The organism is Bradyrhizobium sp. 186 (assembly GCF_023101685.1).
Taxonomy (GTDB): Bacteria; Pseudomonadota; Alphaproteobacteria; order Rhizobiales; family Xanthobacteraceae; genus Bradyrhizobium.
Map to the genome: position 1 here is coordinate 207,645 of NZ_CP082165.1, position 20,276 is coordinate 227,920.

At 60.9% G+C, this 20,276-nt stretch carries 19 protein-coding genes and 2 pseudogenes; 15 read left to right on the plus strand and 6 right to left on the minus strand.

The features are described 5' to 3' along the window. The first annotated feature begins 180 nt into the window (after window positions 1-180). The 11 genes and pseudogenes from IVB18_RS50690 (at window position 181) to IVB18_RS50740 (ending at window position 7,758) form a co-directional block, all read left to right on the plus strand. Entirely contained in the window at window positions 181-525 is a 345-nt protein-coding gene (locus tag IVB18_RS50690; protein WP_188106852.1) for a transposase, read from the plus strand. Next, entirely contained in the window at window positions 522-869 is a 348-nt protein-coding gene (tnpB, locus tag IVB18_RS50695) for an IS66 family insertion sequence element accessory protein TnpB (RefSeq protein ID WP_082758020.1), read from the plus strand. The genes IVB18_RS50690 and tnpB overlap by 4 nt, the downstream gene beginning before the upstream one ends. Before the next feature lie 44 nt (window positions 870-913). After that, the gene (locus IVB18_RS50700) at window positions 914-2,650 is read left to right on the plus strand and encodes an IS66 family transposase (RefSeq protein WP_247991992.1); all 1,737 of its coding nucleotides are present in this window, start codon (window positions 914-916) and stop codon (window positions 2,648-2,650) included. A 121-nt stretch (window positions 2,651-2,771) separates the two neighbouring features. Beyond that, window positions 2,772-3,989 (plus strand): hypothetical protein, encoded by a 1,218-nt coding sequence (locus tag IVB18_RS50705; protein WP_247991993.1) that lies wholly within the window; start codon window positions 2,772-2,774, stop codon window positions 3,987-3,989. Continuing rightward, the gene (locus IVB18_RS50710; RefSeq protein WP_247991994.1) at window positions 3,958-4,206 is read left to right on the plus strand and encodes a hypothetical protein; all 249 of its coding nucleotides are present in this window, start codon (window positions 3,958-3,960) and stop codon (window positions 4,204-4,206) included. Before IVB18_RS50705 ends, IVB18_RS50710 begins: the two co-directional genes overlap by 32 nt. Before the next feature lie 94 nt (window positions 4,207-4,300). Beyond that, the gene (locus IVB18_RS50715) at window positions 4,301-4,765 is read left to right on the plus strand and encodes a hypothetical protein (protein WP_247991995.1); all 465 of its coding nucleotides are present in this window, start codon (window positions 4,301-4,303) and stop codon (window positions 4,763-4,765) included. 108 nt (window positions 4,766-4,873) lie between these two features. After that, window positions 4,874-5,250: pseudogene (locus tag IVB18_RS50720) on the plus strand (alanine racemase); the annotation flags it as partial. A 317-nt stretch (window positions 5,251-5,567) separates the two neighbouring features. After that, window positions 5,568-5,981 carry a WGR domain-containing protein gene (locus IVB18_RS52105; protein ID WP_346732694.1) on the plus strand — a complete coding sequence of 138 codons (414 nt, stop codon included), beginning with the start codon at window positions 5,568-5,570 and terminating at the stop codon, window positions 5,979-5,981. Between the two features lie 341 nt (window positions 5,982-6,322). Next, entirely contained in the window at window positions 6,323-6,781 is a 459-nt protein-coding gene (locus IVB18_RS50730; protein ID WP_247320916.1) for a helix-turn-helix domain-containing protein, read from the plus strand. Between the two features lie 2 nt (window positions 6,782-6,783). Beyond that, window positions 6,784-7,374, plus strand: coding sequence for a PIN domain-containing protein (locus tag IVB18_RS50735; RefSeq protein ID WP_247991996.1), 591 nt, complete (start codon window positions 6,784-6,786; stop codon window positions 7,372-7,374). Between the two features lie 156 nt (window positions 7,375-7,530). After that, the gene (locus IVB18_RS50740) at window positions 7,531-7,758 is read left to right on the plus strand and encodes a hypothetical protein (protein ID WP_247992268.1); all 228 of its coding nucleotides are present in this window, start codon (window positions 7,531-7,533) and stop codon (window positions 7,756-7,758) included. Window positions 7,759-8,031: 273 nt separating this feature from the next. On the opposite strand, the gene IVB18_RS50745 is transcribed toward IVB18_RS50740, so the two are convergent. Continuing rightward, a complete protein-coding gene (locus IVB18_RS50745) occupies window positions 8,032-8,442 on the minus strand; it encodes a hypothetical protein (protein ID WP_247991997.1) in 411 nt (136 codons plus the stop codon). A 14-nt stretch (window positions 8,443-8,456) separates the two neighbouring features. Next, window positions 8,457-8,657, minus strand: coding sequence for a hypothetical protein (locus IVB18_RS50750; protein WP_247991998.1), 201 nt, complete (start codon window positions 8,655-8,657; stop codon window positions 8,457-8,459). A gap of 467 nt (window positions 8,658-9,124) precedes the next feature. Between IVB18_RS50750 and IVB18_RS50755 the strand changes: the two genes are divergently transcribed. The 3 genes from IVB18_RS50755 to IVB18_RS50765 all read left to right on the plus strand — a co-directional run bounded on the left by IVB18_RS50755 (window position 9,125) and on the right by IVB18_RS50765 (window position 14,189). After that, complete coding sequence (locus IVB18_RS50755) at window positions 9,125-10,759, plus strand: NAD(P)/FAD-dependent oxidoreductase (protein WP_247991999.1); 1,635 nt, start codon at window positions 9,125-9,127, stop codon at window positions 10,757-10,759. Window positions 10,760-10,835: 76 nt separating this feature from the next. Continuing rightward, the gene (locus IVB18_RS50760) at window positions 10,836-12,029 is read left to right on the plus strand and encodes a serine hydrolase domain-containing protein (RefSeq protein WP_247992000.1); all 1,194 of its coding nucleotides are present in this window, start codon (window positions 10,836-10,838) and stop codon (window positions 12,027-12,029) included. Window positions 12,030-12,218: 189 nt separating this feature from the next. Further along, window positions 12,219-14,189 carry a sigma-54-dependent Fis family transcriptional regulator gene (locus IVB18_RS50765; RefSeq protein WP_247992001.1) on the plus strand — a complete coding sequence of 657 codons (1,971 nt, stop codon included), beginning with the start codon at window positions 12,219-12,221 and terminating at the stop codon, window positions 14,187-14,189. Window positions 14,190-14,913: 724 nt separating this feature from the next. On the opposite strand, the gene IVB18_RS50770 is transcribed toward IVB18_RS50765, so the two are convergent. From IVB18_RS50770 to IVB18_RS50780, 3 genes and pseudogenes are all read right to left on the minus strand, one after another. Then, the gene (locus IVB18_RS50770; RefSeq protein ID WP_276581235.1) at window positions 14,914-16,257 is read right to left on the minus strand and encodes a HipA domain-containing protein; all 1,344 of its coding nucleotides are present in this window, start codon (window positions 16,255-16,257) and stop codon (window positions 14,914-14,916) included. Next, a complete protein-coding gene (locus tag IVB18_RS50775) occupies window positions 16,247-16,567 on the minus strand; it encodes a helix-turn-helix transcriptional regulator (protein ID WP_247992003.1) in 321 nt (106 codons plus the stop codon). Before IVB18_RS50775 ends, IVB18_RS50770 begins: the two co-directional genes overlap by 11 nt. 705 nt (window positions 16,568-17,272) lie before the next feature. After that, window positions 17,273-18,115 (minus strand): annotated as a pseudogene (locus IVB18_RS50780) (malate synthase G); the annotation flags it as partial. A 195-nt stretch (window positions 18,116-18,310) separates the two neighbouring features. Here IVB18_RS50780 and IVB18_RS50785 point away from each other — a divergent pair. Further along, window positions 18,311-18,487: a hypothetical protein gene (locus tag IVB18_RS50785; RefSeq protein WP_247992004.1), complete on the plus strand. Its 177-nt coding sequence runs from the start codon at window positions 18,311-18,313 to the stop codon at window positions 18,485-18,487. A gap of 534 nt (window positions 18,488-19,021) precedes the next feature. Here IVB18_RS50785 and IVB18_RS50790 read toward each other — a convergent pair. Beyond that, window positions 19,022-20,239 (minus strand): sugar ABC transporter substrate-binding protein, encoded by a 1,218-nt coding sequence (locus IVB18_RS50790; RefSeq protein ID WP_247992005.1) that lies wholly within the window; start codon window positions 20,237-20,239, stop codon window positions 19,022-19,024. Window positions 20,240-20,276: the final 37 nt, after the last annotated feature.

The window sequence follows — 20,276 nt, forward strand, 5'->3', positions numbered from 1 at the left end:
TTGGGCGTTGGCCCCAACGTCAATGCCACCGCGACCAGCGGCAATGTCTTCGTCAATATGACGAACGGCATCCTTCAGGGAGGCGCAAGCGGGGTACGCCCACGATGAAGGCCGCCTTGTTCTGAGAGGCGGATTGAGCACTCATAAGCACGTGTTTAAGAGCGAGCTTAAGAGCGATTGATGGGTCAGATTTCGGTGCTGACGGGGCCGGAACGCCGGCGGCGTTGGAGCGAGGATGAGCGGTGCCGGATCGTTGCGGAGGCCTTTGCGCCGGGATCGTGTGTGGCGCAGGTTGCGCGGGATCACGATATTTCAACGGGGCTGATTTACACCTGGCGGCGTCGGCTTCGCCAGGACCTTGCTGACCAGGGCTTTGTGGAAGCGGCGATGGAAGCGGAGCCGATCAAGGAAGCGGCACCGTCCGGTGAAGTGATCGTGGTGGAATTGACGGGGAGCGGACGGATCAGGATTTGCGGGTCGGCGCCGCCCTTGCTGGTGTCGGCGGTGTTGAAGGCGCTGCGATGATTCCGATCCCCTCTGGCGTGCGGGTATGGCTGGCGACGGGCCATACCGATATGCGGCGCGGCTTTCCGAGCCTGGCTTTGCAGGTGCAGGAGGTCTTGAAGCATGACCCACTGGGGGGTCATTTGTTTTGCTTCAGGGGGCGCCGTTCAGATCTGATAAAAATCATCTGGCACGATTCTCAGGGAGCGTGCCTGTTTACAAAAAGACTCGAAAGAGGAAGATTCATCTGGCCTTCGGCTGCCGGTGAAGCCGTGACGATCTCTCCGGCGCAGCTTTCTTACCTGCTATCTGGGATCGACTGGCGGAATCCTCAAGAAACTTTGCGTCCAACGCGAGTTGGATAGCATTCTGCGATTGAACCTACCGGGAAATCTGATTCACTGGCTTCATGAGTTTGAAGCCGGATGACCTTCCTTCGGATCTCGCCAGCGCCCAGGCGGCGCTGTTGATCGAACGTGAGGCGTTGCGGGCTGAACGCGACGCGCGGCTGAGGGTCGAGGTCGAACGCGATGCGGCCGCGGCGAAGGTCAGCCGGATACAGGCCGAAGCCATCAATTGGCAAGCCGAAGCGGCCAACGCGCGGGCGAAGCTGTCGGACAATGAGGCGCTGATCGCGCATCTCGAGCTGCGGATCGAGAAGCTCAAACGCGAACTGTACGGGCCGCGTTCCGAGCGCACGGCGCGGCTGATCGAGCAGTTGGAATTGGAACTTGAAGAACTCGTCACCACGGCGAGCGAGGATGAGCTCGCCGCGCAGGCCGCGGCGGCAAAGGCGCAGAGCGTACGCGCCTTCACGCGCAAGCGGCCGGTGCGCAAGCCATGGCCGGATGACATCGAACGCGAGCGCGTCGTCATTGAGGCTCCAACGAGCTGCGCCTGCTGCGGTGGATCGCGGCTGGCGAAGATCGGTGAGGATGTGACCAAGACGCTGGAGGAGATCCCGCGCTGCTTCAAGGTCATCGAGACGGTACGCGAGAAGTTCACCTGCCGCGATTGCGAGAAGATCAGCCAGCCGCCCGCGCCGTTCCATGCCACGCCGCGCGGCTTCATCGGCCCACAATTGCTGGCGACGATCCTGTTCGACAAGTTCGGCATGCATATCCCGCTCAACCGCCAGAGCGCGCGCTTTAAGGCCGAGGGGATCGACCTGCCGTTGTCGACCCTGGCCGACCAGGTCGGCCACGGGACCTTTGCCGTCATGCCGCTCTTCCACTTGATCGAACGCCATGTACTCGCTGCCGAGCGCCTGCATGGCGACGACACCACCATCCGTATCCTGGCGAAGGGCAAGTGCACGACCGGGCGGATCTGGACTTATGTGCGGGATGACCGGCCCTTCGCCGGGCCTGCGCCGCCGGCGGCGGTCTATTACGCCTCGAGCGACCGACGAGGCGAGCACCCCCAGAAGCATCTGGCCGCCTTCGCCGGTATCCTGCAAGCCGATTGCTACAACGGCTTCGAGCCGCTGTTCGACCCGCAAAAGAAAGCGATGCCGATCACACCGGCGTTTTGCCTGGCCCATGCGCGGCGGGGCTTCTTCGAGTTGGCTGACATCGAGAAAAATGCTCGGGAAGGTAAGAAGGGCAAACCGGTCTCTCCGATCGCGCTGGAGGCGGTCAGACGCCTCGATGCGTTGTTCGAGATCGAGCGTGCCATCAACGGCCGCGGCGCCGACGAGCGGCGCGCCGTGCGCCAGGAAAAGAGCAAGCCGCTTCTCGAGGACATGCACGCCTGGTTGCTGCGTGAGCGCGAAACCCTCTCGCGCTCCTCCGAGGTCCTGAAGCCTATGAACTACATGCTCAGGCGCTGGGACGACTTCGCCCGCTTCCTCGACGATGGCAGGATCTGCTTGACCAACAATTGCGCTGAGCGCGCATTGAGGGGCATCGCCTTGGGAAGGCGCAACTGGACCTTCGCCGGCAGCCAGCGTGGCGCCGACCGTGCCGCCATCATGCTGACGATGATCACGACCTGTCGCCTCAACGACGTCGATCCCAAGGCCTGGCTCGCCGACGTCCTCGCCCGTATCGCCGATCTTCCCGCGTCGCGTCTGCACGAACTGCTGCCCTGGGAATGGAAGCTCCTGCGCCAAGCCGACAAGCCCGCCGGTCAGCAGGCCGCCTGACCTTCACGCAACGCCATCATAGAGCTCGCCGTGCCCGCGCGCATGCGTCAATCAGGCGGTCCTCGTCGTATGCGTACCAAGCGGGGGCGGGATCGACGCGAGCACGACCAGCGGCAATATCGTGGTCAATGCAACCGGCGGCCAACTCGGCACTTCTGGTGCGCGGCTGAGCAGCGGCGTGGTGGCGACTACGTCGACCGGCGCCATCAACATCACGGCGACGCCGATTTTTGCGGTCAATGACGGCATCAACGCCCAGGTGGCGGGCGGCGGCAGTGGCGGCATCACCATCGTGGCGGGGGAGATCAACGTCCCCGGCAATGTGGGCATCCTTTCCAGCATCACCGGTGGGACCGGCAATACGTCGATCACGTTCAACGGCGCCATTACCGCGCCCGGCTTTGGCGGAATCCGCGCGACCTCCAGCAGCACTGGCAGCATGAGCGTCGGTGGCATTGGCAGCATCAGCACATCAAGCGTCGGTCCGGCCATTAGTGTGACCAATAGCGCCACCAGCACCAGCGGCGACATCACGATCAATCCGAGCGGGACCCTCAATGGCGGTGCCGCACCTGGTATCGCAGCGCAGATCACCAATGCAGCCAACAACGGCAACATCGTTGTGACGCCGACGGGTGCGGTTACGGGCGGCAACTCTGGCGGTCTCGGCGCGATCGCGGCGACGACCGCGGGCGGCGGCAACGTCACGGTGACGACCTCTAACAATGTGACGGCGGGCATTGACCGCCTTGACGCCGCCACCAATCAAATTGACGCCGACGGTATCAGGCCGCCCCCCCACCGGAGGAGCTTTTCCGCCCGCCCGGGTTGCGATACGCTTCCCATTTTGAGGGGGTATTTCATGACCCGGTCGCTTTGGGCAATTGTTGCCCTCGGCTTTGTAGCCGGTGTGGCGTTGCTGTTCTTTCTTCCCCCTCTCTTCAAATCTCCGCCGTCGGAAAGCTTGCAGTTGGCGGCGGCTAAAGCAATCGGCGCGGCAACAGCCGTGCCACGGCCAGCTACGAAGGCGCCAGCAATGAAACAGGCGAATGATCAATCGCAGGAGTCGTTTCCGAAAGCGCGGCGAGCGATCGTGCGCATGCTCAAAGATCCCGACGCCGCTCGCTTCGGTCGGATATTCGAAGGCCGGGGCGTAATCGGCAGGGCCACCATTTGCGGAGAGGTAAACGCGAAGAATGGCTTTGGCGGTTACACCGGCATGACGCCTTTCGTTTACTTTCCCGACGATGACAGAGCCGAGCTGATAACCGACCCAGTAACATTGCAGATGACACGGGAGGGCATTGATGCGTACTTCAAAGATTGCCGTAGATCGTGAGGCGCGGGCGCAAACTACAGTCAAACAGCTATTGAGGAAGGCTGGCAAGCGCAGCCTTCATGGTCAGGTCTTTACGGCTGTCCCCCACGGCCGCGAGACAGACGCGAACCGCGAGTTTGCGCCGGATCGCGACTCGGGCGCCATTGTATGGTTCCTCATCGCCCTCCCGATATTCATGGTCGCCCATGCACTCTGCGTGAAGATTGGCGCCATCTGACGCAAGTCGCGACGGCGGACCCGAAGGAAGTAGGCCAATCGTATCAAGGCCTCCCCTTGCCGTCGACCTGCGGTTGCGATTTGATGGAAACCCCATGACTGATCTACGCCCCTACGCACCACCGCTTAAGCCCCCGCTCACGGCCGGCGCGCGATTCATCAGAGGCTTCAAACGCATTGGCATTGTACTCGGCGTCATCGCGTTGGTCGGTGGCTTCGCGATCACAATTCCGATTGCCATAGGCCAGCAAAACAGTGCGCAGGGTCGCTACGAGCAGGCCGTCTGCATGAATGATAGAGTGCGGAACAACTGGCCGATCAAGATGAAAAGCTATGATCAGACGAAGATCGATTTTGATGCGACCGGCTGCCCGTCAGGCCCGTTCTATTATGAAGGCCTTCCTACGGTCCTCTCCTACGCGAAAGAAAAGCCGGCGCCTTTGGAATATGCGATTGAGCCATTCGCATATGGTGCCGTAGCGTCGACCGTCTCCGCAGCGGCTCTGTTCTATGGCTTTTGGCTAATCGGCTGGCTCTGCGCCGGCTTTACGCGCGACTGATAGGTCGAACGGGCACCTCCGCTAACGCGGAATTGCGCTGTGGAAGCGCGCGCCTGAGTCAAGGCCGCGCGGTGACGGTCCACCACTTGCTGCACAGTCCCCCCTTGCGTATTCGTCCAGGTCAACACCTCCGGTGAGGTGAGCAAATACGGTCTCGCGCCGAACGAAGTGGGTGACTTTGTGCGTCGGCTTCCCGACTATCCGGGCCTGATTCCTCGCGGCTTTATGACTCTCGCCATCTTCAGTGGTGACGCCGACAAGGTTCGCGGGTGTTTCAAGTTGCTGCGGCGGCTGCGAGACGCGTTAACGATAGGACATCGCCGCGACTTAGCCTGCTCTCTATGGGCATGACAAGCGACTTCGAGATAGCAATCGAAGAGGGGGCTGACGTCATTAGAGTTGGCCAAGCGATTTTTGGGCCACGACCGACGAAAGACGGACACTACTGGCCCGGGCTCCTTCGAGGGAACGAAGGATCGTCTTAATGCATAGTGCTTCGCGCGGCGCTAAAACGCGAGCGCGGCCTCCCTTGAAGCGGTCCGCCGCTCCATGAGCAGAATCCGAGCCGCAATGGGTGCGACGACGATCAATCCAGAGATGGCAGCCCGTTAAAGGGAAGACCCGCTTGCGGGGCTTCAGCGCAGCCGTAAGCTGGGTCCCACAGGGGCAACGCCAATTCTCGCTCGGTGAGCGGCTGGAAAATAGCCGGGAAGCTCGCTGGCATAAAAATTTTGAATCGTTCGTCCTGATCGATTCAGTAATTTAATTGGACGGCCGTTTCGGCAGCATGCGATTCTGGCGCATGTCCGAACTCACGGTGCAATACGTCGTGCTCGAACGCTGCGATCCGGCCCGTAACATGGCCCGGTTCTATGTGCTCACGATCGAGTCGACCCTCTTTGGCGATACTGCATTGGTGCGCGAATGGGGGCGTCTCGGCCAGCGCGGCCGGCGGCGCCTCGATCTGTTCGCAGGGCGGGTGCAGGCCGTCGAGGCACTCGAGGCCTGGCTCGTGCGCAAAGCCCGTCGTGGCTACGTCCGGCGAAATTCCACAGCTTCAATGAACCATCCCGTCCACCGTGACATCGCCAGACTGGAAGAGCGACAGCAACCAGATGAAGCTTCGCAAAACATTAGCGCGATATTGGTGGCATGCTCGATCAGGTCCAGGCCGATTTGCCCAGCCGGTTGCAACGGCGCGATGAATACTGCATAATACTAAGTTGTTGATATTGTTCGCATAGCATAGATTTTGGGATATATTCCTAGAATGGGAACAACCAGAACGGTCCTTGCGAAGGATCGCGCTGAACCTGCACGTGCTGCAGAATTGGCCAGGAGCCCTTTGAGAGGCGGTTTGCGCCAATTTTTTCCTGGTCCAGATCTCCTCCCATCCGGTTCATGAGCTCGGATGGCTCTAAAAGCCGTCCCATGAAGTCGACCTGCTTGAAGGAGGGCCGGGGCTGACTAGGAACTTTAGGGCGTTTCGTTTATTTCACTTGTTGCGTTTATTTCGAATATGGCGTACATACAAAGCCGTACAGGGGAGAAGATACGATGACCATGCCAGCCTACGCCGAAGAGCTGGGGGGTACTCGCCTGCCTTCCGCGAGCGAGAAGGCGGCAGCCAACCAGCTTCGTCAGATTCTCGCGTCGCATGCGACGGGAGACGCCAAACTGCGCGTGCTCGACGATGCGCAACAGGCTGCTGAGATAACCTTGTCGCCGGCCCTGTCGAGCCTCTTGATGGAATTGCTTCGGCATATCGGTCGCGGCGATGCGGTGACGCTCGTGCCTGTGCATGAGATGTTGACCACGCAGCAAGCTGCCGACATCCTGAATGTCTCACGTCCGTTTCTAGTCTCGCTGCTTGAGAAGAACGAAATTCAGCATGTGACAGTGGGGCGTCATCGCAGGATTAGGGCAGAGGACCTATTCGCCTATAAGCGCACGCGTGATGAGAAGCGAGGCAACGCGCTTGCGAATCTCGCCGAGCTGGACGCGGAGCATCTGTAGGCTTGTTTGCAAACCGTTTCACCGCGTTCGTCGATGCGTGCTCGCTTGCGAGCGCGCTCAAAAGGAACCTGCTGCTCTCCCTGGCGGAGGCGGAATTTTTTCGTCTCCGCTGGTCGAGCCGCGTCCTGGACGAGACCGAAGCAGCTATCGAGGAAATCTTGAGCGGCAAAGGCTTTGACGATGCAACGGCGCGCGCGGAGCGGGCGCGCGCCAGCATGGAAGCTGCCTTCGAAGATGCCATGGTTACAGATTTTGACAACTTCTTGCCGGTTGCGGCGGGTCTCCCCGATCCCGGCGATCACCACGTTGTTGCTGCGGCGGCCAAGACGCAAGCCGCAATGATCGTAACGGAAAACCTTAAGGACTTTCCGGCGACAGTTCTTTCCGACCTGAACATGGAGGCGAAATCCGCCGACGCTTTCATTGCGGATACCATTGCACTCGACGAAGCTCGCGCCGTTGCAGCCATTCGGCGTATGCGCGAACGGTTCAAAAAACCGGAAATGACGCCAGCGGAGCTATTGCTCGTGATGGAGGCTGCGGGACTGATCGAAACGGTTGACCTGCTAAGGCCACACGTCGAATCGCTCTAGTCGATTCGACAGCGACGCTCGCAACCTGACGATTCAGTAATTTAATTGGACGGCCCTTTCGGCAGCTACGATTCTGACGTTTGTCCGAACTCACTGCAATACCTCGTGCTCGAACGCCGCGATCCGGCCCGGAACATGTCCCGCTTCTATGTGCTCATGATCGAGCCAGCCCTGTTTGGCGACACTGCATTGCTGCGGGAATGGGGCCGTCTCGGAAAGCGCGGCCGCCGGCGCCTCGATCTGTCCGCTGGGCCGGGTGCAGGCCGTCGAGGCGCTCGAGGCTTGGCTCGTGCGCAAAGCCCGTCGTGGCTACGTCCGGCGAAGCCCCACAGCTGCAGTGAACGGTCCCGTCCACCGCGACTTCGCCCTTCGGATATTCCATAATGAAACTTATGCGAATCACTAAAGTTGCAGTAGATCAATAACTTAGCCGCATGATTCCAAATATGACGCTGTGGATGGTCCAAAAAAATTGGGAGCGGATTGAAGGCGGCGAGGCTGAAGCGGCCCGCTCGCGCGGTGACTGAAGTTCAAAACAACGCCTGGATGGTTTGCACCTGCTGCTGTCCCTGGTGATAAGGACTCGGCCTTGAGGTGGGTCTCTTCTGAAGCAGCGAAGGGGTGCTCGGATTCCTTGCTCGCGAATGTAGAGCCTTCCTAGGAGGCGTTCGCCCTCGATCGTTCGCGAGCCGCGCGGCGGCGCTGCCGGCGTTCGCGCCGGCGCGGGTCCGACTCCGCCGGAAGCCGCTGCGGAGGCACGGCTGGTTTGGGCGGCGCGGGTCGAACCTCTTCGACGCGCTGCGGCTCGTTGGCGCCGGGCCGAGCCTCCATGAGGTCGAGCACGGAGCGCCCTTTGTCCGTGATACGCCAGCCGCCATTCAGGCGTTCGATGAGGCCTTGCGAAAAGATATCAAGATCAGGCACGCGGGAAGCTAGGCGTTTGGTGCGTTCGGCCCAGTCCTTCCCGCTAGTCGCAAGGATCGCCATATCGCGTTTGAGGTCCGCGATCGAAGCGAACCCGCCCGGGTAGCTCACGAGGATCTTCAGGACTGTGACCTGGAAATTCACCGGACTAGCGTCCACTACCGCCACATGGATGGCGTTTCGGAGAGGACTCTGCGGCCGATAGATTTCAGGCTGTCGGGCGAGGTCGCGCCTTTGGCGGCCGCTTCCAGGATTGCGGAAGCGACATGTGCCTTGGCGCCCGTCTCGTGGCCGGAAACGCTCTCGCAGATCTCGTCGAGGATCGCGCGCGAAAGCGCGGCAGTTGCAGTATCGAACATGGGAAAACCCCATCTGAAAAACCCATCTTAGCGCAATTCTTGCGAATAGGGATTCAGAAATGCTCAGGCGCGAAGACCTGTCGGCCGCGGAGCGCAGACCATCGTTCTCTCGGACCGCGGGTTCGGGCCCCTTCCCTCCATCGATCACCAATATCCTCGGGGCTTTCGGCAGCGCGCCTGCCCAGCCTTGTGTACGCCGGCGCGGAGGTCGAACGATTGAAGGATCCAAGATATGGCAGCGTCCTCGGCACCGGAATGCAGGGGGCACTTCGATCGAAATTCGGTCGATCCAACCTCGTCCCGTTTGAATTTCGAACGCATTTGACATCGCCCCCCAACCGACAACCCAGTCACCGCAAGCGCTTAAGCCCAGATCCCGGTCCTGGCACGCAATCTGCGTAGCTCCCCTTGCGTCCCTCACCTCGCGACGAGGGACAGAACAAAGTTTTCACAATGGGAGGGAATGCATGAGTGAGCACGGGACGAATGGCGCGCGCCAACATGAAAGCCTGGACGCGGTCGTGATCGGCACAGGGGTTGCCGGCCTTTACCAGCTCTACAAACTGCGCGACGAGCAGGGCCTCAAGGTCAAGGCCGTCGATACGGCCACCGGCGTGGGCGGCACCTGGTACTGGAATCGCTATCCGGGAGCACGCTTCGACTCCGAGGCCTATATCTACCAGTACCTGTTCTCGGAGGAGCTCTACAAAGGCTGGAGCTGGAGCGAGCGCTTCCCCGGTCAGCCCGAGATCGAAAAGTGGCTCAACTACGTCGCCGACAAGCTCGACCTGCGCAAAGATATCCGCTTCAGCACGACGGTTGCGAGCGCGGTCTTCAACGAGGCGACACAGCGCTGGACGATCACGACCGACAAGGGCGACACCATCGACGCCCAGTTCCTGATCACCTGCTGCGGCATGCTGTCGGCGCCGCTGACGTCGGTGTTTCCTGGACAGGAGACATTCAAGGGCACCCTCGTCCACACCGGCCGCTATCCTAAGGACAAGCTCGATCTCGCCGGCAAGCGCGTCGGCGTGGTCGGCAACGGTGCCACCGGCATCCAGGTGATTCAGACGATCGCCGGCGAGGTCGGCAGCATGAAGGTGTTCGTGCGCACGCCGCAATACATCATCCCGATGAAGAACCCGAAATACGGGTCGAAGGAGGTCGAGGGTTACAAGGCGCGGTTCGAGGAATTCCGCAAAACCCTGCCCCACTCGTTCACCGGGTTCGAATACGACTTCACCAACGGCAATTGGAAGGATCTCAGCCCGGAGCAACGTCACGCCGTTCTGGAGAAGATCTGGGATGAAGGCTCGCTGCGGCTGTGGCTCGCCTCATTCGTGGAGATGTTCTTCGAGGAGGACGTCAGCGAGGAGATCTCCGAGTTCGTCCGCAAGAAGATGCGGGCACGCCTCAAGGATCCCAAGCTCTGCGAGACGCTGATCCCGACCGATTACGGATTCGGCACGCATCGCGTCCCGCTCGAGACCAACTACCTGGAGGCCTACCACCAGGCGAATGTCGAGCTGGTCAGCGTCAAGAACAACCCGATCAAGCGCATCACGCCCCAGGGTATCGAGCTCACCGACGGAACGGCGTACGACCTGGATGTGATCATCCTGGCGACCGGCTTCGACGCCGGCTCGGGTGCGCTGACCCGCATCGATATCCGGGGCCGCGACGGTCGCTCGCTGAAGGACGAGTGGAGCCGCGACATCAGGACCACGATGGGGCTTCAGGTCCACGGCTACCCGAACCTCTTCACCACAGGCGCGCCGCTGGCGCCGTCGACGGCGCTCTGCAACATGACGACATGCCTTCAGCAGCAGGTCGAGTGGATCAGCGATTGCATCGCTTATCTCAAGAAGAACCATCTGAGCGTCATCGAGCCGACCAAGGATACGCAGGACGCCTGGATCGCGCATCACGATGAGATCGCGAACACGACCCTCGTGACCAAAACGAACTCCTGGTACATGGGCTCGAACGTCGAGGGCAAGCCGCGCCGTCTGCTCTCCTATATCGGCGGCGTCGGAACCTATCGCCAGAAGTGCGATGAGGTCGCCTCTTCGGCCTATCCCGGCTTTGCCAAGCAGTAACGACGGGGCCGCGCAACCATTTTATTGGTGGGCGCGGCCCTGCGTCCCGCATCATCACGACAATTCGGAGGAACACATGACCAAGGACTTCAAGGCGGCGGCTGATGCCGTCCTCAATGAAACCGTCACGACCGGCCAGGGCGTCCCGGGCGTGGTGGCGATGGTGACAGATCGCACCGGCAACATCTACGAGGGGGCCGTGGGCAAGCGTCGCATCGACCAGTCGGCGGCGATGACGACCGATAGCAGCTTTGCCATCTTCTCGACGACCAAGGCGATCACCGGCACGGCCGCCCTTCAACTCATCGAGGAAGGCAAGCTCGACCTCGATGCGCCGGCAAGGACCTACGCGCCTGATATCGGCAAGCTGCAGGTGATCGACGGCTTCGATGCCAAGGGCCAGCCCAGGCTTCGCGCCCCGAAGCGTGAGGTGACCACGCGCATGCTGCTGCTGCACACCGGCGGGTTCGGCTACGACTTCTTCAACGAGAACTATCTGCGCCTGGCGACCGACCACGGACAGCCGAGCGTGATCACCTCGTCGAAGGCCGCCATCATGACCCCGCTGCTGTTCGATCCCGGCTCGAAATGGGAATATGGGACGAACATTGATTGGGTCGGGCAAGTCGTCGAAGGCATCACCGGCAAGCGGCTGGGCGAGGTCTTCGCCGAGCGCATCTTCAAACCACTCGGCATGACCAACACGACATTCGAGATCAACGATGCGGTACGCAGCAAGCTGGCCGGCGTGCACGCGCGCAACGCCGACGGCTCACTGACCTCGATGGACTTCGAATTGCCTGCCAATCCCGAGGTCCATATGGGAGGCCACGGCCTCTACAGCACGGTCGGCGACTACATGCGCTTCATCCGCATGTGGCTGAACGACGGAGCCGGCCCGCACGGCCGGGTGCTGAAGCCGGAGACCGTCATGATGGCCGAGAAGAACCAGCTCGGCGATCTCAAGGTGACGGCGCTGCCGGGCGTTATCAAATCGCTCTCGAACGATGCGGAGTTCTTCCCTGGCCTGTCGAAATCCTGGGCGTTCACTTTCATGGTCAATGACGAGACGGCTCCGACCGGACGGCCGGCCGGCGCGCTCGGCTGGGCTGGGCTGGCGAACCTGTTCTATTGGATCGACCGTCAGAACGGCTTTGGCGGCTATTGGGCCACCCAGATCCTGCCCTTTGCCGACGTGGCCTCGTTCACCGGCTACATGCGTTTCGAAACCGCCTTCTACGACAGCCTGAGCCAGCGCAAGGCCGCGTAGGTTTTGCTGGCTTGAGGCCTTCAATCCGCCTCCGACCTCGCCGTGTTGCGGTGCGGTCGGAGGCGAGCCGGATAGCACCAAGGTCGGGATACCCGGTTGCGCGTTTCGATGGATGGCTTCACAATCAGGAGATAAAGCTCGGGGTCCGGCAGTTCAATTCGGACCACTCAGCGCGTCAAAGGAGGGAACGTGTTGGGTCAGACGCCAGAGGATGCTTTCGCCAATCCAGGTATCGAACGCGACGTTCTGACCAGCTGGGAACGCTTCCTGTCCGGAAGCAGCAGCTCGCGTCGGCAGGTCGTGCGATCAGCCATTACCGATTCCTGGCAGCGTTGCCAGCAATCGGATGTCGACTATCGGCGTGGCCAGGCTCCGGTGCCGATCAGGGATGACCGGCTGCAGCGTCTGCTCGACAAGCGCAGTCGTCTCGTCCAGGCCGGCGCGTCGACGATGGCGCTGGCGCGCGACTACATGCTGGAAACCGGCACCGTGATGGTGCTGACCGATGCCGACGGCATTGTCTTGCGCCTGGAGGGCGACACCAAGCTCGCGCTACGCGATGCCGTCGAGAAGACGCACTTGCTGCCCGGCAGCAACTGGAGCGAGACGACCTGCGGGACGAATGCGATCGGCACGGCCTTACAATCCGGGCAACCGATCCAGGTGCATGCCACCGAGCATTTCTGCTCCGGCATCCACCGCTGGACCTGCTCGGCCTCCGTCATTCGCGATCCCATCGACGGCGCCGTGATCGGCGCGATCGATATCTCCGGATTATCGTCTTCCTACGGGCGGCCGGCGCTCGCGCTGGCGATTTCGGCAGCGGCGCGCATCGAGGCTCAGCTGCTGCAGATGGAGCTGGACGCCCGCTATCGGCTGCTCGACCAGTGCTTCTGGATGCTGCCGTCTTCGGATCGGCATCATGCCGTATTGTTCGACAGCGCCGGACGTCCATTCAAGGCCAGCGGAGAGATGTCGCAGATCATGCGCGATCTCGGCGCGCCGGGAGGCCAGTCCGGCTTTCCCCAGCTCGGCAGCCGCGACGATCAGCTGCTTGGCGCCTCGCGTCCGGCGTGGATCAAGGAGGAATGGCTGAAGCCGGTGGTGCATCAGGGTGAGCACCTCGGCACGGTGATGGTGGCGCCGAAGCCGGCGGCTTCCAGCAAGCTCTTGTCGTCAGCGCGAGGCGAGGCCCAGGCTTTTGCCAATACAGTCTACGCCAGCCCAAAGATGCACAGCGTGGTCGAGAAGTGCCGTCGCGTCGGCATATCGGCGGCTCCGGTGCTGCTGCTCGGCGAGACCGGCGTCGGGAAAGAGGTGTTCGCACACGGAATCCATGCCGTGTCACCGCGTCGGAGCGGCCCGTTCATTGCCGTCAATTGCGGCTGCGCCTCGCGCGAGCTGCTGGCCAGCGAACTGTTCGGCTATGTCGACGGCGCGTTCACCGGGGCGCGGCGCGGCGGCATGGCCGGAAAGATCGAGGCCGCGGCGCGCGGCACCCTGTTCCTCGACGAGATCGGTGAATTGCCGCTCGAGCTCCAGCCCATGTTGCTGCGAGCTCTCGAGAATGGCGAGATCAGCAGGATCGGGGAGACTGAGGTGCGCAAGGTGGACTTCCGCCTCGTCGCCGCGACCAACCGCGATCTGCAAGCGGAGGTGGACGCCCAGCGCTTCCGCAGGGACCTGTTCTACCGGCTGGCCGTCGTTCCCGTCGACATACCGCCGCTGCGGGAGCGCTGCGACGACATTCCGCTGCTGGTCGATCACTTCGTCGCCCAGACAAGGGCGCGCTACGGTCTTGCCGATCGCCGTTTTGCGCCAGAGACGCTCGCGCACCTTCGGCACCATGATTGGCCCGGCAACGTCCGCGAACTGCGCAATCTGGTCGAGAGTCTCATGCTGACAGGCAACGGCGACCCGATCGAACCGTCGGACCTGCCCGATACCATCCGGAGGACCGAACGACCATGCGAGCGCAAGCCCGGTCTGTCTCTCGCCGAGTCTTCCGAACGTGACTTAATCTCGCGCACGCTCAGGTCGTGCAACGGAAACGTGACGGCCACCGCGGCCGCACTCGGACTTGCCAAGAGTACTGTCTATGCGAAGCTGCATCGTTATGACATTCGCTTCGACCCGGGCTCCGCAAAATTTTCTAGTTGAGACACGGGCCGTCCCTCTCCAGCGCCGAAGGATGGGCCGGATTGTTGCAGTTGATTTCTCTTAGATGAAGCTTCGATGTTCAGGAATTCCAGGCATCTCTGATCCTTACCGATTTCTTTTCCATTGCTCCCCTGCGGTCGCTGTCACTCAGCTGCATGTTTGAGTATGGAGCGCAAAGCAACATAAGGAAGAGCGCTGTATTTGCTTTGTATCTGGCAAAGGTTCTGCGGCTTTCCGTGCCGAGCATGACGACCCGGCCTTCGGTCGTGCAAACGCTCCAACTCCATACACGGCCACTCTTTTTCAGCAGTGTTTCAAAGACTGGCAAATGATTCGGCATTGGGTGCTCTACCCGGACTCCAAATCGAAATCAAAATCGGACGACGAAGGTCGAAGAGAGATCGAAATTATCATGGCTCAGCAAAGGAATAACTGGATACGCCGGTCGGATGAAGAGCGTATTGAATGTCTCAGCCAGTTGCAACGGCGCGATGAATGTTGCATAATGCTAACCTGTTGATATTGTTTGCATAACATAGATTATGGAATATATTCCTAAGACGGCGCCGGCAGAAAAGCTGCGTGCGGCGCACCCGGTTGAGCTTAATCCTGAAACGCGGTCCTGAGCAATCGTCGCGCCGACGGCTGATCGCCGGGGTGCCGATCCCGATCTGCTGATGCCGATGATGATCATCATCCGGCTTCCAGATAGTTCGGGCCGACCTTAACTGGGGCGCATGGTAGGCAATTCGTCGACGTCGTCTGTCGCTATTGTGGGATCGTTCAAGTCGTAGCCAAATCCCTCGTAGACGAATGCGCCGCGGATCAGTTCACAATCGCGTTCGCTGACGCCTGCGTGTCGACAGACCCGATACCACGCCGCCTCGATGGTCGAGGTCATGCCGTCGACGATCGCGGTGGCCTCCTCCTTGGAAAGCAGAAAGCGCTCGCACTGTGACAACAGGTTGGCCCGATTGGCGTACCGCCCCCAGTTGCCGAACGCCATCGCGAGATCGCGTCGCTCCAGCGCGATCATGGGATTGGGAGTTAGGTCGTAAGCGGGCGACAATGACCAAGCATGCTCTTTGGCGAGGATCGCGTGGTTGCGCGGATGATCGTCCGTGTTGGAGATGAGCGCGTTGAAGCAGACGCGGCGGAAAAGTTCGGGCAGATCCTTGGCCTGGCTACCCGATGCCGCTCGCCGTATCTCGTCAGCAAGTAGCAGATAAGACCATTTCTGGTGCTTATTGACGGTATCGGGGGTATCGTCCGCGTCGAGTAGTGTCAGTGCGCTTGCCATCCTGCTTCGGAAATATCCTTTCTCAGCCTTATGACGGTCGAACCGCCTCACCAGCACTACATCCTTGTCTCCGACGGTAGTCATCCGGCTTTCGGCGCATGAGATCCCGCACTCGTGGGCAAGCGTCAGCATGGCGTGTTCGACACGCGGATTGTTCCATCTGTCCTCGCGGTGAGGGAATTTCGCCAGCCAGAGCGCGCCTTCGTCCTCTACGGTGGCCTTGGGTCGCGCGCCCCCCATGGAAGTGCCGGCGCGCATCAGCGCCTCGGCCTGTTCGGCGTCTGAGCCCGCCGGTGCTGGCGCTTTCGGATCCTTCTCGGCGGCGACGATCTGGTCGGCAAGCGCAATTAAACGTGCCAGATCGAGGGTTTTGTTGAACGTGCGAACCGGCGCTGGAGGTTGCACACTGAGACCGAAGCCCAGCGCGCCGGCACGATCGTCGGGCGAGTTGAGCAGGTATTGAATCTCGGTCGGCGAGGGATTGCCCAGGCGAGTCTCGATCAGCTTGCGTCCCCACGCGTCCGGAGAGCTGTCGCGCAACGCACCGAAGTTGCCGCGGAGCTTTGTCGTCCGGAACGGGGGAATTTGGAGCTTCAGTTCGACCGGGTCGAACTCGACACGATCCTTCCGCTCGATATAGCTAAGGCCGTAGACAAACTGTCCCACTGCGACGCCTTGGCGATTGATGTCGAGCTGGTAGCGGCCTGCGGTCACCGGCTCGGTTTGGCCGGGCAGTGTGATGTAGACGAAGCATTCCTCAGAAGGCATTGCTCGGCCCCCTTCCCGGTCGCGCGCGCTCGCGCTCATCGAGGCCGCTGAGCGCTAATCCCTCCTCATCATTCTTCGGATCGGCGACTTCGGCCAGCGAGGGGAGCAGGTTCATCGCCCAGAGCATACCGATGTACACGCCAGCGCTCGTGCTGAGCTTTCCGCTCTCGGCATCGGCAATGACGTGTCGGTCCACGCCCAGCTTGGCCGCCAGTTCGGCATGGCTAAGGTTGCGACGCAGGCGCGCGGTTCGGAGATTATTCCCTAGACGCCTAATTGCCTCCTGGATCGCAGAAGGCGGCGCGATCATGAGTTGGCTACGGGGGGGCATGGCGTCTTAAGGCTCCCTTACCTGATTTTATGGCGTCTTATGACACCATCTATACCCCGACGCGTCCCCAAAAGTCAAGCACTCTATGGCGTCTTAAGGCTCCACAAACATGGATTACGGCGCCTTATGGCGCCATCCCTAGGGTCGAAGGTAGGGTAAGACGGATCGGAGCTATTCTTATTCGAGAGTCTTGGCGCCTTCCTCTACGAGATAAGCGACAAGGACAGCGTTGTAGCGGCGTGCCTTCGTAGAAATCGCGGACACACCACCGGCAACCGAATGCCGCAATGACGAGCTCGGCCCCACTGCAGCACCTGGGCATAGTTCGTCCTCTACAGGTTTGTCCCCCTTTCGGGGCAAAGTAGGTCCCCTAATAAAAACCCCGCCAGCGACGGCGGGGTTTTTCGCAGCCCAACGAGTTTTTCGGTCTGTCTTGTAATTCGCGCGCGGCCGGTCTGCGACAAGCAAGGAAAGCCGAGTCCCGAATGTTGTTCGCGATGGTGCGCGTCGGCGGAGCCGTATTGGCGGAATGAAATACATACTTGTCAGTGGAGGATGACCCTCAAGGTTTATGCTCTGTCGATCCAGAACAAGCGTACCTGCCATCGCTCGCGAGTCCTCCTCGGTACAATCGCGAGTAAAAAACCCCGGCGCGAACCGGGGCTTTTTGCATCTCCCCGCGCCTCAGCGGGCTGCCTTGGATTCCTTCCGGCGGGCGTGAAGGATGAATTCGGTATAGCCGTTGGGCTGCTCACGCCCCTTGAAGATCAGATCGCACGCGGTCTGGAAAGCGATGCCATCGAACCCGGGGGCCATCGGCTTGTATAGCGGATCACCGGCGTTCTGCCGGTCGACCACGACAGCCATGCGCTTCAGTGCGTCCATCACCTGGCCCTTGCTAACGACGTCGTGGTGTAGCCAGTTGGCGAGATGCTGGCTGGAGATACGCAGTGTCGCACGGTCTTCCATCAGGCCGACGTCGTGAATGTCAGGCACCTTGGAGCAGCCGACACCCTGGTCGATCCAGCGCACCACGTAGCCGAGGATGCCCTGGCAGTTATTGTCGATCTCCTGCTTGACGTCGTCGGGCGCCCAGTTCGACCCCGAGACCGGAATGGTGAGGATGTCGGAGAGCCTTGCGCGCGGCACCGACTGCTTGATCTCGGCCTGGCGCTTCGCCACGTCGACCAGATGGTAGTGCAGCGCGTGCAGCGTGGCGGCCGTCGGCGATGGCACCCAAGCGGTGCTGGCACCAGCCTGCGGATGGCTGATCTTCTGGGTCAGCATATCGGCCATCTTGTCGGGCGCGGCCCACATGCCCTTGCCGATCTGGGCGCGGCCGGGCAGGCCACCGATCAGGCCCTTGTCGACGTTCCAGTCCTCATAAGACTTGATCCAGGGTTGCGCCTTCATGTCGTTCTTGCGGATCATCGGGCCGGCTTCGATCGAGGTGTGGATCTCGTCGCCCGTGCGGTCGAGGAAGCCGGTGTTGATGAAGACCACACGCTCGGAGGCGGCCTGGATGCACAAGCCCCGCCACACAGGCGGAAAACCGAACCCCACAGCTTTGCCCTTGAAGATCCATCCCAGCCCCCGCATGCTGAAAAAACGAATCCTCTCAAACTACCTGAGTCCGGCTGCGCAAACTCTGCGGCTTTCTGACTCAGTAAGACTAATGCGTCGACAGGGATGGGCCGAAGCTCCAGACGAGAGCTTCGCGGAATGAACGCGATTGCCGCTCCTATTTTTGCGAGCGGCTCTTATTTCGAAGGCAGCATAGGGATCGTCGGCCCGTCAGCGATCGTAAATCCAACCCTTAATATGGCTCAGGCTGCTGCTGTAGTTTCTGCTGCTCATCGGGTCTCGTTGGCGCTGGGCGAAGCGCACAAGCGCGGCTAAGCGCCCAGCGCGGACGAAATACAGAAACCGCCACGGGAATACGCCGCGACATCATCGTCCTTGCCGACAACTGCGAAGCTGAGGCGGCTGCCATCTTGCGCCTTTAGCGCGGCAACAAAGCCGATCACCCCTTCCGGAACGCGTACATCCGGCCTGGATACGTGGACCAGCTTTACGCCGGGAAGGAGCTTTGCAACCTCAAGGGCCTTCTCCAGATGTCGAGTTGAGGATGCGGACCAAGCGCCACCAGCACCCGCGCAGCCGCAGCACACACCAGATCCTCCAACGGACTCGATTTCGAAATAATTTCAAGGATTGAACGTTCACCGCCGAACCGCCAGCATTCTCCCTGTTGAAGAATTGGCGATTCCTATGATGAGCAAAGTGAGCCTTTCGGATATTGCGGTGTGGCGCGCATGCGCGCCGCAAATCCTCTTCACCCGCCACCGACCCGGTCAAGTTGACAGTGCCCGTTCAGATCATTCGTTGGGTCGACATGCGGGACCGAAGCCCCGCTTGTCTTCATTTCATCGATCAGGGAACCGGGATCGGCTTCACCTTGTTCGGCTCAAGCCAGTCCTTCGCCGTCTCGCAGGTGCCGCAGTTGATGCCGGCCAGGTTGTCGGCGATGTGCACGTCCGGCAGCGCCTGAATGGTGGCGCCAGGCGTGGGTATGCCGTCCTGAACGGACTTCAGGCTGAGTTCGGGCAGAAGATCGCCATTGAGGGCGGTGTCGATGAACAGCGGGGGCACCCTGTCGGCCGGGAAGGTGTTGCAGCCATCCACGAAGCTTTCGCCCTTGCACATCTTAACATCCTGCGGCTCGACCCAGGGCAGAGGATATTCGATATTGTTGCCGCCGAGCTTCTTCTTGCCGGTAACTACTTCCATCATCAGCTTGAAGGCATAGCCGCCAACCGCCGGGCCGGCGCTTGAAGAGAGGCCTTTCAACTCCTTGGCCTGCATGGCGGGATCGGCCATGGCCAGACGATAGCCGTTGTTGGACTGGCCCGCGATCGTGACCAGGCGATCAGGCCGCTTGTTGATTACGGCCTGGAGCGAGCCATGAGTGCCGTCGACGGTCCAAATGCCATCGACGTTGGGGTGCGCCGCCAGGATCTTGGCAACTTCTTCCTGCGAGGTCGCGTCGTTCCAGTTGCCGTAGAAATCGCCGACGATCTTGATGCCAGGATACTTCTTGAAGACGCCGTAGGCCTGCTCGTCGTAGACCTTGGTCACCGTGGTACCGGCAACGCCGTGATTGAAGATCACCTCACCCTTGCCGCCCATCTGGTTGACCATCCACTGGGCCGAATTGGCGCCGTAGCGGGCGGTGATGTTGCTGACATTGTGCGCGCAGGGCTCAGTGACCGTGCTATCATATGTAAACACCTCGACACCCTTGGCGCAGGCCTGCTTGATGACCCGATTGAGCGCCGTGGGTGAAAGTGGATAGAGGATGATGGCATTTGCGCCGGATGCGACCATGCTTTGCAGGTCAGATATCTGGTGCTGGACATCGGTGCCCGAAATGACCGTCTTGAACTCGACGGTCTTGTCGTAAGGTGGCGTCGCGGCAAGCGCCTTGATGCCATTGGCGGCAGCGGCCTGCCATGTGTTGCCGCTATAGCTCATGTTCAGAAAGACTTTGTAGCGATCCGCGGCGCTGGCTGGCGCGGCTGCGAACACGGCTCCTGCCAGGACGACCGGAGCGAGTCCGGTAAGCAGGTTCTTGTGCCAATCTGTCTTCATATCGCATTTCCTCTCTGATTTTCATGAATGCCCGCCA